Consider the following 13,641-nt stretch of genomic DNA (forward strand, 5'->3'; position numbering starts at 1 on the left):
TCACTCCCCCACTATAACGGCCTCGAGGGCGGACAGCGCGCGGTCGAACTCCGCCTGGTCGCGCCGGTCCTCGACCGATTTCAAAAGTTTGCTGACATTCTGCTTGGTGCAGCCGCAGACGTCGGCCGCGATCGCCTGGTTGACGCCGCATGTCGTCACCAGGAGATAGATCTCGACGGATCTCCGATCGGCGGGCTTGATCGCTGCATGAAACAGCGCAAACCGGATGGCCTTCAGAGCGATGCGGGCGGCCTTGTTTTCCTTCATGCCTCGCCACCAAACATTGTTTTGGTTTCTCGGCGCCGGCGCTCGATCGTTCGGATGGCAAAGCGCAAGGCCGTGATCTGCGCGTCCGACGCGCGGCCGCACTTGCGCAATCGACGAAGGGTCGAAAGCGGTATGTCTGCCGCGAGCGCGAGCTCCTGGAAGGAAATGCCCAATTTGACGCGCCTCTCCTCGATGCGGGAAAGCGCGGCGTCCTGTTTGGGCCGGTATGGTGTCCGTTGCATTCACGGGATCTCATAATTTTATGTGGCATTCGGCCGCGCCGGAACAACGGACAAATCCGGCGCGGTAGTTCTTCAGGTGTTGACAATGACCACTTCGGCGTCGGGCCGCAGATCTCGCAGCGTCTCCATCGGCGTCTTCTGACGCTCTGTCGCGCCGTGCTCGACCTGGACGGTCTCGCCGTAGGTGAGAAGGAGTTTCGCTTTCGCGGCCATGATGTCGGTCTCGACATCTTCGCGGGAAGGGAGGAGCGGAAACTGCGCGATGGCTGCGGACTTGTAGACCTTCTGGATCTCCGGATGCGCGAATTCGTGCGTCCAAACCGGATGACCGCAAAGCCACTGAACGCATTCGTGAAGTTCGCTGAAGGTGGTGTGAGTGAGCGAAAGACCGCAATAAACGGACCCGACGATCAGGGTCGGAAATTCTTTCAGTTCTGTCATAATTGCTCTGCCTCGTCTGTCTTGCGGATAATGGTTCCATCGATGGCGATGCACAGCACCTCTGGATCCCCAAGTAATTTCGCGTCCCAATAGGCATGCGCCCCGTCGCGGTATGGCGTGTCGAACCAGTAGGTGCCATCATCCAGGCGGCAAGGCTCCCGGTCGGCGGCCCGAACACATGGCGAGTTGAGCGGGACAACAAGCTCGTCGCGGTGCGGAACCCCGTCTTCATCTTCCCGCCGGCGGTCCCATCGCTGCAGCGGGATCACAAGCTCGTAGTGGCAAAGCCAGTTTTTCCCGGAAAACGAAAAATTGTCCGGCGCGGCTTCCCAACGAAGTCGCAGAACTACTTTTCTGGTATCGCTCTCTTTTTCAGGAACGCTGTTGCGCAAAGCCTCGATCTTCTTTTGTGAAAGCTTTTTCATGCGGAGATTCTTTCTGCGCCGTCCGGGATCGGGTGGATCACCCCGACGCTGCGCAGGTAATCGAGAGTGAGGGCGGAAACGCCTGGCTCCACCTGCAGGCAAATGCTGTCCTGGTAGGGATAGAAATAGGCCACCCGCACGCCACGCCAGCCGTCGGCCGCCACCTCGGCATTGATCTTGTCGATCATGCCCTGGAGGTTGACGGCGTTCTGTTCCAGGTTCATCGACCGGTCGCAGTTGTAGGCAATGGCGGTGTATTGGCTCATCGCTGCATCCTCGCCAGGTCGCGCGCCGCCTGGATAAGACGGCACACGGCATGTTCCGGAACACGCAAGATTCGATGAATGTCGTGGGTGTCGAACTTGCGGGAAGCCCAAAGCTCAAGGCAGGCCTCCGCCTGGTCGGCGTCCAGGTAGGCACCTTTGATTGCGCGCCTGGTCATGCCATCACCTTCGCGCTTAGATGGATAGAGCAGCGAGTGACACATCTATGCAGGCCGTGGCTGACGCTAACGGTCAGTGCCTTCCCGCGCGTGTCGCCCAAGTAATCTTTGACCCTGCCATCCTTGATGAAAACGATGGCGTCGGCTGAAATGCGAAGGTGCAATCCCTCGAGAACGCGTTCGTCGCGCGTCGGCTCGAACAGCTTGCCCTGGAAGACGTAAGGCCTGTTTTCATAGAATGCCTTCAGCGCCTCGCTGTCGTCGTCGCGGCCATTGGCAAAAAGCACCGGGTAAAACAGGATCTCGGGCAGGGGCTTTTTCGCCGGCTCCGAATGGGGGGCATCGACAACGGGCGCGGCACCCAAAAAAAGTCTGGCGACCCGCTTGAACAGGTGTTCCATCATTGCTTGCCTCCGTTGCGAGACTCACGGCAAAAGAGTGCTTTGGCTCGAAGGGTTGTTGCCGTGACGGAAGAAGAAATTGCCTGGTATGTCGAAACCGTCGCCGCTGCGACGATGGCGAACAAAGCGGTGATGACCCTGTCTATGGCCGGCATTCCCATCAGTCGGCAAAACGCGACCCAGGCATATGGGAAGTGGATCAATCCGGACAGCGCGCACTTTGAGCGCTTGGTGACGGCGGTAGACAAGCACGTGGCTGAAATGCTGGCGACGGCTGACGTCCTGTCGGAGCCGGCACAGGGAAGCGCCTGAGCGTTTTCAGCCGCTGCTTTTCGCGCAAGTTCAATGATCTCATCGCTGCCAGTGGCGGCATTTGGCGGGACGATAGCAAGAAACGAATGGGTCATCGCGAGGCCTCCATGGGAAGCTCGCTTGATAGGTCAATATTGTCATTCGCAGGGGGCAGGCAGTGAAGGACCACAACCAGTTTTACATTCCGGTGCTGTCTTTCCTGGTGCTGGCAAGCGTGGTTTTGCTTGCTGCGTTCATCAATGGTCCGAGTGACAGCCTTCAAAGCTACATTTGTGAGAGCGACCGTTGTACTTTGCAGGACTGGCTCTCGGCTACTGCAGGATGGGTTGGTTTCGTCGCCGCCGCAATTGGCGCATATCTTGTTTTTGGTCAGCTGGCAGAACAGCGAAAGCAAACTGCATTCATGCTGGGCGATGCGCCGCCGACGTTGGAGCTGGCGCGCACCGCCATGGCGAACAGGCGCGGCCAATTTGAATTTCTTAATTGGAACAGACAACGTGCAGTGATCAGGACACTTACCTTCAGCTCGTCCACGATCGATTTTCCCAAGCCTAGGGAGGTACAATTTCATTCGGACGATGTGGAGAGACTTCGCAATCCGGTTGAACTGCATGATGACGGCTATCTTGGGATCGCCGTCGCCATCACCGGCTGGACCAATCGGCAGTCCGCTCCTAACGCCGCTCGGTTTGAACTTAAGTTTGAAGATGACATCGAGGATTTTTCGAGCCTGATCACGCCCGCCAATCAATGGTCTGCTGTGGTAGTGACCCTGGGGTGCGAAATCCACAACGTTAGGAGCGAGCTTCAGTGCACTGTGGCCCTGGTCGATATCTTGCCGGGCGTTGGTTAGTATACTCGTTTTAAGAAGTAGCGCGTGCTTGAAGGTAGAGGGGACATGACTGAAGGCCAAATCATCACGCTGCTGATTAACTGCGGCGTAGGCGCGCTGATTGGAGCAAACGGCTCGTCCGATTATGGCGGCGCAATTCTCTGGACGATCTTCGCCGCACTCGCTGCCTTCGCTGCTGTGGTCCAGGGCTTTTATATCCACTGGCTGCACTTCGTTGCACCGGTAGCCTGTGCTTGGCTGTCCGCCTACCTTGTGCTGGCGAAGCGACGGGGCGACTTCTGAGAAAATCATTTCCGCTCTCCTTCCAATTCAGCGATTTTCTCCGGGAAGACGCTGCGCAGGACGAAGATTGTGGTCGGCTGAAGCTTCGAATTGTGCCTCACGCCACGGTAGATTGTGTTTTCTGGGATCCCAACTTTCCGTGCAAACTCGGCCTTAGAGAGGTTCCGCTCTTCACGCCACTTGTCCACAGTCTGCCATGTCAGCGCCATTTGTCTGATTTCTCCATTGATTAATGGTGACAAGTTGTGATTTGCTTATTGAAGTCAAGGGACAAAGTGCAAAATGCGCTGAGGGGCGTTCCACCATATGTTTCGCGTTGTGGAAAACGTGCGCAAAAAACACCTGGACTGGGTCAACTTCATCCTCTCTCACAAGAGGTGGAGCGCACGTCGGCTTGCGGTTGAGGCGGAGATTGATCCATCTACCCTAAGCCGCTTCATCAATGACCCTACCCAGAGCCGGATGCTGAACAGCTATTCGATTGAGAAAATCGAGAGGGCTTCCGGCGTGCCTGCATTTGAAGCAACCGCATTGGCGCTTCCGCCATCTGCAGCGGGCTACGCTGAAGGCGATGGAAAACCTTACGAAATCCAGGCAGACGCCGGACTTAAGGACGCGATATCCGCTTTGAAGCATGGCCGTAACGGGGTCGATCCTTGGGTGCTGCAGTCGCGGTGTCTCGAGACGGCAGGCTACATCCCCGGTGATGTGTTGATTGTCGATCTAAACGCGACCCCACAGAACGGCGACATAGTCTGTGCCCAGATATTTGATCGCAACGGTCAGCCTGAGACGGTCTTTCGGATCTACGAGCACCCGTTTTTGATCACGGCCACAATGGACCCGGCTCGCTTGACGCCTACGCTTATCGACAAGAGTGTGGTTATCAGGGGTGTTGTTGTTTCAAGCATTCGCGAGCGTCGGGCCGCGTAGCAGAACCGTCTGAATTCGGACGGTGACAATTCACAACATTTGAAGCCAGGAAATCAGCGGTACTGCATCACTGTAATCATCATTGTGCAAAACTTCATGGATTAATCATTGACAAGTGATGACTTTACGCACAACTCTGTTGCCAAGTTGATTTGCAACGGAGACGCAACACATGAGTTTGTCGGATAGACTGGTGATGCTGCCGGAAATGGCAGGGGCGCTGCAGCGCTCGGAAGATTGGGTGCGCCGGCACTGGCTGCGCCTGCATCAGGAACATGGCATGCCGCGCAAATGCACGATCGGCTGGCAGTGGCCGCGCAAGGCCATGGAAGCTTGGCTGGACGCCGGCGGCATCATCACCACCCAGGACGACGAGACAGAAGACCAGCCGCCACCCACCAGCGGCGGTAGCTCGCATCTGCGCCTCGTCGCCAACCAGAACCGTGATCTCGCAGCGCGTTATTCGGGCAGGGTGCACGCATGACGATGATTATGTCTGCAGACGGGTTGAGCCTAGAAGAGGGGCTTTCCCATTCCGATCCGGTTGCTTCCTGCCTGGCGCGCATGAGCGTGAGCACATTCGCCAGCAGCTTGCTCGAGCTTTTGAATGCAGAGGTCCAGAGGGGAACAAACCCTGTAGCGTTGATGCACGCGCTGGCTCGTTTCCAGGTGCAGGCTCATGCCTCTCTCGCCGCTCAGTTTATGGATCCGGCCGGCATTCCTCACGTTTTCGATCTCTATGAGCTCACATTGAATAGCGAGTATATTCAGCACGCCGCGCGAGCTCGGGTGACAGGCGAGAAGATGAGGCGCGGTCGATGAGCGCCCTTCTTGTTTACAAGGAAACTCGATTTCGCCAGGTAGACAAGTGCCCGCTTTGCCAGGAGCGACGCCAAGAGTTCTGGCGCAGCGACGAGTTCGAAACCATCGACGAACCGAATGTCTTCACCGGGACGCATCGCAACTGCTTCACGCCTAACCCTGACGATAAAGCTGCGGCGCGCTTTTGGTGCGGGCTCGAGCTCTCGATCGATAACTTCGGCGAAATAATTTCGCGTATCAATTGCCCCGCAGCATCGAAAGAAGCAGCCGAAGAGCTCAACCGGCAGATTGAAGATGAATTCGAGGACGAAGAATGAACGCCCTTCTGCAGGAGAAAGAAACCTGCCTGCAGGCGCTCACCTCCTGCCCGGTCTGCAGGAGCCGACGCCTCGAATACTGGCGGCACGAGAAGTTCGGCCCCCAGGTCGATGAGGAAGATGATTTCCTCTGGCGCCTGCCGAAAGTCGATGACCAGGCAACCGCCCGTTTTTGGTGCGGCATGATCCTGTGGCTGGATGAGAAGGCAAAGATCAACATTCGCTATGGATGCACGCTGGCGACAATGGCGGCCGTCCAGGAACTGAACCGGAAACCTGAAACCGTTTTGGAGGAGAAGGCCGCATGATCACGCCACTCACCGAAAATCCCGCCATCATGGATCCGCGCAAAAACCTGACGACGGCTGAAAGCGACGCTTTGGCCGCACTCGATTTCTTCAAGCAACAGCGCCTCATCGATGGCCGCATTCACATCGGCAATAAAAGGTTCTCGTTGCGCACGATCAAGCGCCTCGAGGAGAAGGAGCTCGTCAAGGGCAAGGTGCCGAAAGTCGAGCTCACCACAGGCGGCGGCCTCGCGCTGTATCGTTTGAAGGGAAGTGACGCATGAGCCAGGCGCAGCAGTTAAGAGCCCTGTATAACGCGCGGCAAAAGGCGTCTGAGGATTTTCAGAATGGCGTTCGTGAGATCCTTCCAGTCGGCCTGGAAGTGAAATGGAAGCGGGGTGGTAACACTCAATCCGGGGTGATTACGAGCCAAGGCTATGACGGCGATTGCTTCGTCCGCAATCACCGCACGTTAAAGGCAGTCAAGATCACTGCTTTTGACATTCTGGCTGCAGCTGAAGACGAAGCCAGCGAATGAACAACGCGGCCCGCATAAAGGGCCGTTGACCCCTTACGGCGTGGCCTGACCTCCAGCGTCGTACCATCCGGCATTTGCCTTTGTTCAGCCCCCATGTGGGTAAGTGCCGGCGCTCGCCCGGCGGTCTGTGTGTTGCGTGGCCGCCGGGTCTTTTTTGGAGTTCCAGAGTGACAGTAAAAATCAAACACATCGAATGGCGTGACGGCCGCCCGCGCTTCAAGCCGGGCCCAGGCCTCCGCCAAAAGGGTTACAAGCCGCAAGACCTGAAGCATCCGGATGGCCGCTGGTTCACCCAGGGCGAGGCCGTGGATTGGTCTAACGACCTCGTGCGACGTCTGGCCGCTGTCAAGGCTGAAAACGCGCCTGTGACGCTGCCAGCGGCGCCGGTCGCGGCGCGGAAGAAAGTGCAGTCAGTTTACCCTGTATCGAAGCTGATTGAAGATTGGCTGAAGAGCCCGCGCGTTCTCTGCAAGGCGCCGGCGACGATCAAGGATTACAAGCAGAAGTCCCGCGTCATCGAAAACCATGATCCGGATCTGTGGGCGTCGGAAGTGCTGGCGCTCGACCAGACAATTTGCTTCGGCCTTTACGAGGATCTGTGGTCCAATCGCGGCCTGGCGACGGCGCGGGGAACGCTGACGATCCTCGGCATGGCGATCAAGTGGGGCATGCGCTCCGGTCGCCTGAAGGGGTTGAGCATCAATCCCGCCCGCGATCTCGATATGCAGCAGCCGGATCCGCGCGCTCGCTTCCTCACCAAGGAGGAATTTGACTGCCTAGTGAAGACGGCCGAAGGCCCTAAGTTCAAGAGGATCGATCTTGCCGACATGCTCTATTGTGGCGTTTGGACCAGCCAACGACAATTCGATCGGCTCATCCTGAAGCAATCCGCGTTCCGCAATGGGCGCTTCGTCCTTCGCCAGAACAAGACGGGCGCGATCGTCAATCCGCCGGTCGCAAGGCCGTACAAGGAGCGACTGGACGCCGCGGCCGAACGCCGGAAGGCGAAAGGCGTCATAAGCCCCTTCGCGCACCTCAACGAAAACACTTGGGAGCCGTGGAACAACTGGACCTATCGCAACCTCTTTGGCGAGCTCCGGCAGGAAGCGGCGAAACAAATGCCGTCGCTGAAGAACGTGATGGAGAAGGATCTTCGCGCCACTGGCATCACCTGGTTGGCCCTTGCAGAAAACACGCTGCCTCAAATCTGCGCCGTGTCCGGACACTCCATGCAGGGCGCTCACCAGATCCTGAAACACTATCTCGCCCTTCACCCGGAAATGGCGACGACAGCGATCGGCAACCTCGTCACCTGGTACGAGGGCGGCGGCAACACTGACCTGGCAATCTGAGAGGAGCCAAGATGAAAAGCAGAGCAAATTTACGTCCCCATGCTCGGGGCTTTGAGGCGGCCATGTCTGTCAACGATCTCGCGCAGGCTTCGTCTGCATATCAAGGCCGTCCGCCTGTCGGTGTCTATCAGCACAGGTTCAGATACCACGTGAGCAACGCGCGCGGTTGGTCGGAGTGGTCAAAGTGGCTGGAAGGCCCGGCGGCGCATCCTGGCACCGAGTTCGTCCAGGTTGAGGAACGCGTTCTCTATCCGGTCCCAGTCGCCCCACCTGAAGCAACGGTTCCAACGTGGGCGCGTGAAAAACTGGCGGCATGCAAGGCGGCGATCGACGCCTACGGCGAAGCGCTCGAGCGTCGCGAACATGGCGGCGTCGCTGCAAGCCGGTGCGTCAATGCCATTGAACAGGTCTTCTATCCCGAAAGATTTCAACCCGTCGGCGCCGCGCGCTCGACCAACGAGGAGAATTGAAATGTTGAACACTGAAACAACCCGCCGCCTGAAGCAAGCCAGCCGGCCGATCGACGAGAAAATCGGCGCCACCCTTCGCGATTTCCGGAAAGCTCGAGGCATGACCCAGGAGCAACTGGGCGACGGTATCAAGGTCACATTCCAGCAGATCCAGAAATACGAAAAGGGCACCAACCGGCTTTCGGTTAGCGCCCTGTTCGAAGTGTGCCGCGTTCTGAAGATGTCGCCGCTGGAATTTTTGTCTGGCCTGGTTGACGACGCAGAGCCCACAGATCTGAGCGAACTCCTGAAGGAGAACCGCTATCTGAAAGAGCAGCTTGCGAGCGTCCGGCGCCTGGTGTCTTAATAGATCTGATTAGGAGGATCGCCATGTCGATGTATGCCATCTTTGACAGTGCCGATCGAAACCGTCGCATAGGGACGGTGATGAAGTTTGTCGGCAATCCGCCCGCCAGGCGTTGGGTGGCCTTCGCTGCTGGCGAACGGAAAGAGGGCTTTAGGACTTTGCGGAAGGCGGGTGCCTGGCTACGTGAAGAAGACGCCAGCCGATCTCAGCGAGCTCCTGAAGGAGAATAGAGATCTCAAAGAGCAACTGGCGAGTGTCCTTCGTTTGGTCTCGTAAGGGCTGTCGCAAACGAAAAAATGCCGCCCAGGGTCGCTGGGCGGCATTTGTCGTTTTAGGAATTGAGCTTTCTGTCATCGACCGCCTGGGCGTTCCGAAGCTGCGCGGCCGCCGCAGCGCGAGCCATCACTCGCTCTGTCATCTGGAAAATTGCAAGAAGCATTCGCGACGCTCGCGAACGAAAGCAGTGCGATTATAGCGGCAGTCAAAATATTCATGATTTCCCTCTCCTAGCGCCAAAGTGGCGAGCGACATAAATCACGACTTTAGAGGGTAACGCAAATATTAAGTTCAACTTAAATGACTTTTCTTGGGCGCAGTCCGCATCGGCGTAATGAAGCGAATTGAGCAAAGTCCCACGTGGGACTTTTTACCGGTCCCAAAAGTCCCACGGCGAACCACAAAATACCTTGTAAAACATTGATTTTACTGATGTTCATTGGTGAGAGCGCAGGGATTCGAACCCTGGACCTACTGATTAAAAGTCAGTTGCTCTACCGGCTGAGCTACGCTCTCCCAAGCATGGGCGAAGCGCCCCGCGGAAGTGGGCGGAACATATGTAGAGGCACGTTTGCGGTCAACCCATAAAAACAGGATTATATCATCTTTCCGCGTTTTTTTGCCGCAACCGCAAAAAGGTGATTGGTGGCAAGGGTTTGGTGGGGCTACAAGGCGTCGTGAACCGTCCGGAGTGCCGCCTTGTCCATCGCCGATATTTCCCTCCTTACAGCGCTTTTCGCCGGTGCTTTGTCGTTTCTGTCCCCTTGTGTGTTGCCGCTCGTGCCGCCCTATCTCTGCTATATGGCTGGCATCTCGGTGGAGCAGTTCCGGGATGAACGCTTCGAGGCAAAGCCGCATGTCCGCAAGGCGGTGCTTCTGGCGGCGCTGTTTTTTACGCTGGGTTTCGCCACGGTCTTCGTGGCGCTCGGTGCCGGTGCGTCCACCATTGGAATGGTGCTGCGCCAAAATCTAGAGATTCTGGCTAAGATCGGCGGTCTGATCATCATCCTGATGGGACTAAACTTCCTCGGCGTGTTCCGGATTGGCGTCTTCTCGCGCGAGGCGCGTTTCCAAAGCGGCGGCAAGCCTGCCACGCTTTCCGGCGCCTATGTCATGGGATTAGCCTTTGCCTTTGGCTGGACACCCTGCATCGGTCCCGTGCTTGGTGCGATCCTCGGCGTTGCGGCCTCGCGCAATACGGTAGGCGAAGGCGCGATGTTGCTGGCTGTCTATTCCGCGGGTCTCGCCATTCCGTTCTGGATTGCCGCAGCCTTTTCCGGCAGTTTCATGCGCTTTCTTGCTCGCTTCCGTCGTCATCTCGGTCTTGTTGAAAAAGTCATGGGCGTCCTGTTGATCCTGACGGGTATTGCTTTCATGTCCGGCTTCATTACCAATGTGGCGATCTGGTTTCAGGAGAGCTTTCCAATCCTGATGAAAATCGGCTAGACCCTCTTGAAGACGAAGTGCACGGCGAGGGGGCCATGGCTGAAATCGCCGGACTGCTGTTTCCGTTTTTCGGGTTGATCCTGATTGGCTATGTGGCGGCGCGGATCACGAAGCAGCCCGCCGAAGCGCTGGGTTGGCTGAACACCTTTATCATCTACGCCGCACTTCCCGCACTCTTCTTCAAGCTTGTCGCCCGTACACCGGTCGATCAACTGGCGCGAATGGATTTTGTCGCGCTGAGTTTAGTCTCGACCTACACGATCTTTCTCTGCCTTTTCCTCATCGGCTATTACGGACGTCGCAACAGTTTTGCCGACTGCATCATCCAGAGTTTTGCTGGGGCCTATGGCAACATCGGCTATATGGGGCCAGGACTGGCGCTACTGGCGCTCGGAGAGCGCGCCGCCGTCCCGGTCGCGCTGATTGTCTGTCTGGAGAATGCCGCGCATTTCGTTGCCGCACCGGCGCTTATGGCTATCGCTGGGGGTGACAAAAGATCCCGCCTGAAGCTCGCGGCCGATGTTGCACGTAAAGTGCTGACGCATCCCTTCATCCTGTCTGTCATTCTTGGCTTCATTGCGGCCATCTTTGCCTGGCAGCCGCCTCAGCCAGTGCAGCAACTGGTGGATTATCTGGCGCAATCAGCGGCACCATGCGCGCTGTTTTCCATGGGCGTGACGCTGGCACTTCGGCCGCTCAAGCGGGTACCGATAGAGATCAGTTACATCGTGCCAGCCAAGCTGATCCTGCATCCGCTGCTGGCATACCTCGTGATGTCTTCCTTCGGCCATTTCGACCCCGTCTGGGTGTCGACAGCGGTTCTTCTCGCCGCACTGCCGACGGCGACGAATGTCTTCGTCATCGGGCAGCATTATCAGGTGTGGCAGGAGCGTGCATCGGCGACCATTCTGATCTCCACCGTGCTCTCCGTCTTCACGGTTTCGCTCGTGCTTTACCTCATTCGCGAAATGAGCGCCTGAGACTGCCGACGATCAGTGAGGGCAGGGCCTTGATACCCCGGCCGGGCTCGATGCCTTCGCGCATCACGAGACCGCGCAGCGGCCCCACATTTCCGAGCACATGCAGTCCTGCAGCGCGCGCCATCTGCATCGGCAGCATGCCGGAGAGAAGCGACCGGTTGAGAAGATCCACACTGAGTGTGCGGCTGAAAACGTCGGCGCGGCGGCGCCGGTCGAATGTCGCACCTGCATCTGCCGGGATCACGCCTCCGGTCAGTGTGCCGAGCATGTCGGTCAAAACGATGATGTCGCGAAGGCTGAGATTGAGACCCTGTGCGCCGATCGGCGGGAAGCCGTGACCGGCTTCGCCGACAAGCGCGACGCGCCCTCTGCCAAAGGAACGGGCCGTCATACTGGAAAGCGGCCATGTCTGCACACCCTCATTAACCGAGACTGTGCCGAGCATGGATTGCATACGTTCTTCAACACGAGCGCTTAACGCCTCCAACGGCAGGCTGACAAGCTCGGTAGCCTGCTCTGGTTTGACCACCCAAACGAGGCTGGAGCGATCGCCGGGCAAGGGAACTTGAGTGAATGGTCCCGAGGAGGTGTGGAACTCGGTCGAGATATTGCCGTGCGGCCGACTATGCGAGAAATTGAGAACGACAGCGGTCTGCGGATAGGACCAGCTTCGAACGCCGATGCCTGCCGCCTCGCGAACCTTGGAATTTCTTCCATCGGCGCCGATCACAAAGCTGCTCGATACAGCCTCGCCAGTAGACAGGGTTAGTGAGACATCGTGAGGCCCGACCTCGACCGTGTCTACCGTCGCATCGATGAGCGTGATGTTGTTTTCCTTGGCGACAGCTTCTGTAAGGACGCTGAGCAGTGCGGCATTCGGCATGTTCCAACCAAAGGCGGTCAGTCCGATTTCGGAGGAACGGAAGGCGACGGTCGGCGCGCGTAGCAGGCGGTCGGTGCCATCGATGATCTGCATTGTGGAAAGCCGCGCAGCCGATGGTTCGATTTTGGACCAAACACCGAGCCGGTCGAGAAAACGGATGGACTGATCCATCAGAGCCGTCGTTCGGCGATCGCTCCTATCGGTTTGGGGGGCAACGAGTGCAACGTTTCGACCCGCGCGCGCAATGGCGAGAGCAGCGATTTGTCCTGCAAGTCCAGCGCCGACAACGGCAACTTCGAAGTTCTTCATCGTCTTGTTCCACTCCTGCAGTCGAGGCTCAACACATAGTGGCTTTGCGCCGGCAAATCCAGAAGCCGAATGGCGACAGATCGCAATGTCCCTGCGGCAACATGCTCATTAAGTTCTAGGATAAGCATTCTCGCATGGTTGCAAAGAGCGGTGAATGGTCGCATATCGGATAGAGAGAATGAGTAAGAGCGGGGCCGTTACGCTGTCATGAAGATTTTCAATTACAGACGCGTACCCTATGCCGAAATCCGGGCTTTCTCCGTTCACATCCTTACTGCCTCGGGCTCCTTTCTTGCCTTCCTTGGTGTCGTTGCTGCCGCTGAACATCGTTTCGTCGACATGTTCTGGTGGCTCGGTTTGGCGCTTCTTGTGGATGGCATCGACGGCCCGATCGCGCGTAAGGTGCAGGTCAAGGAAGTTTTGCCCAACTGGTCCGGTGACACGCTGGATAACATTATCGATTACGTCACCTACGTGTTGCTGCCCGCCTTCGCTCTCTATCAGAGCGGCATGATCGGTGAGCCTTGGTCCTTCGTCGCCGCCGGTATGATCGTGGTATCGAGCGCGATCTATTACGCCGACATGGGCATGAAAACGGACGAATACTTCTTCTCGGGCTTCCCGGTTGTTTGGAACATGGTGGTGTTCACGCTCTTTGTCATCGATGCCAGCGCCACCACGGCGATGATCATCGTCACGGTATCGGTTATCCTCACTTTCCTGCCAATCAACTTCTTGCATCCAGTGAGAGTGAAGCGGCTGCGGTGGCTGAATATGGCGGTTTTCTTGCTCTGGTGCGTGCTCAGCGGCTACTCGCTTTTGTTGCATTTCCAATCGCCTGACTGGCTTATTGCCGGGGTCGTGGTCACCGGTATCTATCTATACTGCATCGGCGGTCTTATGCAGTTCGCACCCTCTCTTGGCGCAAAAACGCGCTGAGAAAAACAGTCGTTTAAAAGCATACGCGGATCGTTCTTTTTCAGTTGTACAGTGTCATAAAAAAGGATTTAGTACGCA

General features: G+C 57.3%; 25 protein-coding genes and 1 tRNA gene. 16 read left to right on the forward strand and 10 right to left on the reverse strand.

Going from position 1 to position 13,641, the window contains the following annotated elements; genetic code table 11:
* The 7 genes from QE408_RS15280 to QE408_RS15310 all read right to left on the reverse strand — a co-directional run bounded on the left by QE408_RS15280 (position 1) and on the right by QE408_RS15310 (position 2,218).
* The gene (locus QE408_RS15280; protein WP_306932585.1) at positions 1–267 is read right to left on the reverse strand and encodes a hypothetical protein; all 267 of its coding nucleotides are present in this window, start codon (positions 265–267) and stop codon (positions 1–3) included.
* Positions 264–509, reverse strand: coding sequence for a hypothetical protein (locus QE408_RS15285; protein WP_306932587.1), 246 nt, complete (start codon positions 507–509; stop codon positions 264–266). The genes QE408_RS15280 and QE408_RS15285 overlap by 4 nt, the downstream gene beginning before the upstream one ends.
* Positions 510–581: 72 nt before the next feature.
* Positions 582–950 (reverse strand): DUF7736 domain-containing protein, encoded by a 369-nt coding sequence (locus tag QE408_RS15290; RefSeq protein WP_306932589.1) that lies wholly within the window; start codon positions 948–950, stop codon positions 582–584.
* Positions 947–1,375 (reverse strand): hypothetical protein, encoded by a 429-nt coding sequence (locus QE408_RS15295; RefSeq protein WP_306932591.1) that lies wholly within the window; start codon positions 1,373–1,375, stop codon positions 947–949. The genes QE408_RS15290 and QE408_RS15295 overlap by 4 nt, the downstream gene beginning before the upstream one ends.
* Positions 1,372–1,641, reverse strand: coding sequence for a hypothetical protein (locus QE408_RS15300; protein ID WP_306932593.1), 270 nt, complete (start codon positions 1,639–1,641; stop codon positions 1,372–1,374). The genes QE408_RS15295 and QE408_RS15300 overlap by 4 nt, the downstream gene beginning before the upstream one ends.
* Positions 1,638–1,817: a hypothetical protein gene (locus QE408_RS15305; protein WP_306932595.1), complete on the reverse strand. Its 180-nt coding sequence runs from the start codon at positions 1,815–1,817 to the stop codon at positions 1,638–1,640. The genes QE408_RS15300 and QE408_RS15305 overlap by 4 nt, the downstream gene beginning before the upstream one ends.
* The gene (locus tag QE408_RS15310) at positions 1,814–2,218 is read right to left on the reverse strand and encodes a hypothetical protein (RefSeq protein WP_306932597.1); all 405 of its coding nucleotides are present in this window, start codon (positions 2,216–2,218) and stop codon (positions 1,814–1,816) included. The genes QE408_RS15305 and QE408_RS15310 overlap by 4 nt, the downstream gene beginning before the upstream one ends.
* Positions 2,219–2,281: 63 nt before the next feature.
* Between QE408_RS15310 and QE408_RS15315 the strand changes: the two genes are divergently transcribed.
* The 3 genes from QE408_RS15315 to QE408_RS15325 all read left to right on the forward strand — a co-directional run bounded on the left by QE408_RS15315 (position 2,282) and on the right by QE408_RS15325 (position 3,665).
* Positions 2,282–2,530 carry a hypothetical protein gene (locus tag QE408_RS15315; RefSeq protein WP_306932598.1) on the forward strand — a complete coding sequence of 83 codons (249 nt, stop codon included), beginning with the start codon at positions 2,282–2,284 and terminating at the stop codon, positions 2,528–2,530.
* Between the two features lie 157 nt (positions 2,531–2,687).
* Positions 2,688–3,383, forward strand: coding sequence for a hypothetical protein (locus QE408_RS15320; protein ID WP_306932600.1), 696 nt, complete (start codon positions 2,688–2,690; stop codon positions 3,381–3,383).
* Between the two features lie 45 nt (positions 3,384–3,428).
* Entirely contained in the window at positions 3,429–3,665 is a 237-nt protein-coding gene (locus QE408_RS15325; RefSeq protein WP_306932602.1) for a hypothetical protein, read from the forward strand.
* Positions 3,666–3,670: 5 nt separating this feature from the next.
* Here QE408_RS15325 and QE408_RS23030 read toward each other — a convergent pair whose 3' ends face one another.
* Positions 3,671–3,874, reverse strand: coding sequence for a helix-turn-helix domain-containing protein (locus tag QE408_RS23030; RefSeq protein WP_373465556.1), 204 nt, complete (start codon positions 3,872–3,874; stop codon positions 3,671–3,673).
* 97 nt (positions 3,875–3,971) lie between these two features.
* Between QE408_RS23030 and QE408_RS15330 the strand changes: the two genes are divergently transcribed.
* The 10 genes from QE408_RS15330 (at position 3,972) to QE408_RS15375 (ending at position 8,730) form a co-directional block, all read left to right on the forward strand.
* Positions 3,972–4,598, forward strand: coding sequence for a LexA family protein (locus tag QE408_RS15330; protein ID WP_306932604.1), 627 nt, complete (start codon positions 3,972–3,974; stop codon positions 4,596–4,598).
* Between the two features lie 172 nt (positions 4,599–4,770).
* Positions 4,771–5,082: a hypothetical protein gene (locus QE408_RS15335; RefSeq protein ID WP_306932606.1), complete on the forward strand. Its 312-nt coding sequence runs from the start codon at positions 4,771–4,773 to the stop codon at positions 5,080–5,082.
* Complete coding sequence (locus QE408_RS15340; RefSeq protein WP_306932608.1) at positions 5,079–5,420, forward strand: hypothetical protein; 342 nt, start codon at positions 5,079–5,081, stop codon at positions 5,418–5,420. The genes QE408_RS15335 and QE408_RS15340 overlap by 4 nt, the downstream gene beginning before the upstream one ends.
* A complete protein-coding gene (locus QE408_RS15345) occupies positions 5,417–5,737 on the forward strand; it encodes a hypothetical protein (RefSeq protein WP_306932610.1) in 321 nt (106 codons plus the stop codon). Before QE408_RS15340 ends, QE408_RS15345 begins: the two co-directional genes overlap by 4 nt.
* Positions 5,734–6,045 carry a hypothetical protein gene (locus QE408_RS15350; RefSeq protein WP_306932612.1) on the forward strand — a complete coding sequence of 104 codons (312 nt, stop codon included), beginning with the start codon at positions 5,734–5,736 and terminating at the stop codon, positions 6,043–6,045. The genes QE408_RS15345 and QE408_RS15350 overlap by 4 nt, the downstream gene beginning before the upstream one ends.
* Positions 6,042–6,308: a hypothetical protein gene (locus tag QE408_RS15355; protein WP_306932613.1), complete on the forward strand. Its 267-nt coding sequence runs from the start codon at positions 6,042–6,044 to the stop codon at positions 6,306–6,308. Before QE408_RS15350 ends, QE408_RS15355 begins: the two co-directional genes overlap by 4 nt.
* The gene (locus tag QE408_RS15360) at positions 6,305–6,562 is read left to right on the forward strand and encodes a hypothetical protein (protein ID WP_306932614.1); all 258 of its coding nucleotides are present in this window, start codon (positions 6,305–6,307) and stop codon (positions 6,560–6,562) included. The genes QE408_RS15355 and QE408_RS15360 overlap by 4 nt, the downstream gene beginning before the upstream one ends.
* A 167-nt stretch (positions 6,563–6,729) precedes the next feature.
* Positions 6,730–7,914, forward strand: a complete 1,185-nt coding sequence (locus QE408_RS15365; protein WP_306932615.1) for a hypothetical protein — start codon at positions 6,730–6,732, stop codon at positions 7,912–7,914.
* A 62-nt stretch (positions 7,915–7,976) separates the two neighbouring features.
* Positions 7,977–8,384 (forward strand): hypothetical protein, encoded by a 408-nt coding sequence (locus QE408_RS15370; protein ID WP_306932616.1) that lies wholly within the window; start codon positions 7,977–7,979, stop codon positions 8,382–8,384.
* A gap of 1 nt (position 8,385) precedes the next feature.
* The gene (locus QE408_RS15375) at positions 8,386–8,730 is read left to right on the forward strand and encodes a helix-turn-helix domain-containing protein (protein ID WP_306932617.1); all 345 of its coding nucleotides are present in this window, start codon (positions 8,386–8,388) and stop codon (positions 8,728–8,730) included.
* 716 nt (positions 8,731–9,446) lie between these two features.
* On the opposite strand, the gene QE408_RS15380 is transcribed toward QE408_RS15375, so the two are convergent.
* A tRNA-Lys gene (locus QE408_RS15380) sits at positions 9,447–9,522 on the reverse strand.
* Positions 9,523–9,705: 183 nt separating this feature from the next.
* Between QE408_RS15380 and QE408_RS15385 the strand changes: the two genes are divergently transcribed.
* Positions 9,706–10,452: a cytochrome c biogenesis CcdA family protein gene (locus QE408_RS15385; protein ID WP_306932618.1), complete on the forward strand. Its 747-nt coding sequence runs from the start codon at positions 9,706–9,708 to the stop codon at positions 10,450–10,452.
* Positions 10,453–10,487: 35 nt separating this feature from the next.
* A complete protein-coding gene (locus QE408_RS15390) occupies positions 10,488–11,432 on the forward strand; it encodes an AEC family transporter (protein WP_306932619.1) in 945 nt (314 codons plus the stop codon).
* Here QE408_RS15390 and QE408_RS15395 read toward each other — a convergent pair.
* Positions 11,410–12,624: a UbiH/UbiF family hydroxylase gene (locus tag QE408_RS15395; RefSeq protein ID WP_306932621.1), complete on the reverse strand. Its 1,215-nt coding sequence runs from the start codon at positions 12,622–12,624 to the stop codon at positions 11,410–11,412. The two genes, QE408_RS15390 and QE408_RS15395, sit on opposite strands and share 23 nt — an antisense overlap.
* Before the next feature lie 207 nt (positions 12,625–12,831).
* Here QE408_RS15395 and pcsA point away from each other — a divergent pair, with 207 nt between their 5' ends.
* Positions 12,832–13,563 (forward strand): phosphatidylcholine synthase, encoded by a 732-nt coding sequence (gene pcsA / locus QE408_RS15400; RefSeq protein WP_306932623.1) that lies wholly within the window; start codon positions 12,832–12,834, stop codon positions 13,561–13,563.
* Positions 13,564–13,641: the final 78 nt, after the last annotated feature.

It is taken from the genome of Agrobacterium larrymoorei, from assembly GCF_030819275.1.
In the GTDB taxonomy this organism is placed as follows: domain Bacteria; phylum Pseudomonadota; class Alphaproteobacteria; order Rhizobiales; family Rhizobiaceae; genus Agrobacterium; species Agrobacterium larrymoorei_B.

Bases quoted from the DNA above. Each gene is read 5' to 3' on its own strand.
- QE408_RS15280 (WP_306932585.1), bottom strand. From the start codon at position 267: ATGAAGGAAAACAAGGCCGCCCGCATCGCTCTGAAGGCCATCCGGTTT.
- QE408_RS15285 (WP_306932587.1), bottom strand. From the start codon at position 509: ATGCAACGGACACCATACCGGCCCAAACAGGACGCCGCGCTTTCCCGC.
- QE408_RS15290 (WP_306932589.1), bottom strand. From the start codon at position 950: ATGACAGAACTGAAAGAATTTCCGACCCTGATCGTCGGGTCCGTTTAT.
- QE408_RS15295 (WP_306932591.1), bottom strand. From the start codon at position 1,375: ATGAAAAAGCTTTCACAAAAGAAGATCGAGGCTTTGCGCAACAGCGTT.
- QE408_RS15300 (WP_306932593.1), bottom strand. From the start codon at position 1,641: ATGAGCCAATACACCGCCATTGCCTACAACTGCGACCGGTCGATGAAC.
- QE408_RS15305 (WP_306932595.1), bottom strand. From the start codon at position 1,817: ATGACCAGGCGCGCAATCAAAGGTGCCTACCTGGACGCCGACCAGGCG.
- QE408_RS15310 (WP_306932597.1), bottom strand. From the start codon at position 2,218: ATGGAACACCTGTTCAAGCGGGTCGCCAGACTTTTTTTGGGTGCCGCG.
- QE408_RS15325 (WP_306932602.1), top strand. From the start codon at position 3,429: ATGACTGAAGGCCAAATCATCACGCTGCTGATTAACTGCGGCGTAGGC.
- QE408_RS23030 (WP_373465556.1), bottom strand. From the start codon at position 3,874: ATGGCGCTGACATGGCAGACTGTGGACAAGTGGCGTGAAGAGCGGAAC.
- QE408_RS15330 (WP_306932604.1), top strand. From the start codon at position 3,972: ATGTTTCGCGTTGTGGAAAACGTGCGCAAAAAACACCTGGACTGGGTC.
- QE408_RS15335 (WP_306932606.1), top strand. From the start codon at position 4,771: ATGAGTTTGTCGGATAGACTGGTGATGCTGCCGGAAATGGCAGGGGCG.
- QE408_RS15340 (WP_306932608.1), top strand. From the start codon at position 5,079: ATGACGATGATTATGTCTGCAGACGGGTTGAGCCTAGAAGAGGGGCTT.
- QE408_RS15345 (WP_306932610.1), top strand. From the start codon at position 5,417: ATGAGCGCCCTTCTTGTTTACAAGGAAACTCGATTTCGCCAGGTAGAC.
- QE408_RS15350 (WP_306932612.1), top strand. From the start codon at position 5,734: ATGAACGCCCTTCTGCAGGAGAAAGAAACCTGCCTGCAGGCGCTCACC.
- QE408_RS15355 (WP_306932613.1), top strand. From the start codon at position 6,042: ATGATCACGCCACTCACCGAAAATCCCGCCATCATGGATCCGCGCAAA.
- QE408_RS15360 (WP_306932614.1), top strand. From the start codon at position 6,305: ATGAGCCAGGCGCAGCAGTTAAGAGCCCTGTATAACGCGCGGCAAAAG.
- QE408_RS15370 (WP_306932616.1), top strand. From the start codon at position 7,977: ATGTCTGTCAACGATCTCGCGCAGGCTTCGTCTGCATATCAAGGCCGT.
- QE408_RS15375 (WP_306932617.1), top strand. From the start codon at position 8,386: ATGTTGAACACTGAAACAACCCGCCGCCTGAAGCAAGCCAGCCGGCCG.
- QE408_RS15390 (WP_306932619.1), top strand. From the start codon at position 10,488: ATGGCTGAAATCGCCGGACTGCTGTTTCCGTTTTTCGGGTTGATCCTG.
- QE408_RS15395 (WP_306932621.1), bottom strand. From the start codon at position 12,624: ATGAAGAACTTCGAAGTTGCCGTTGTCGGCGCTGGACTTGCAGGACAA.
- pcsA (WP_306932623.1), top strand. From the start codon at position 12,832: ATGAAGATTTTCAATTACAGACGCGTACCCTATGCCGAAATCCGGGCT.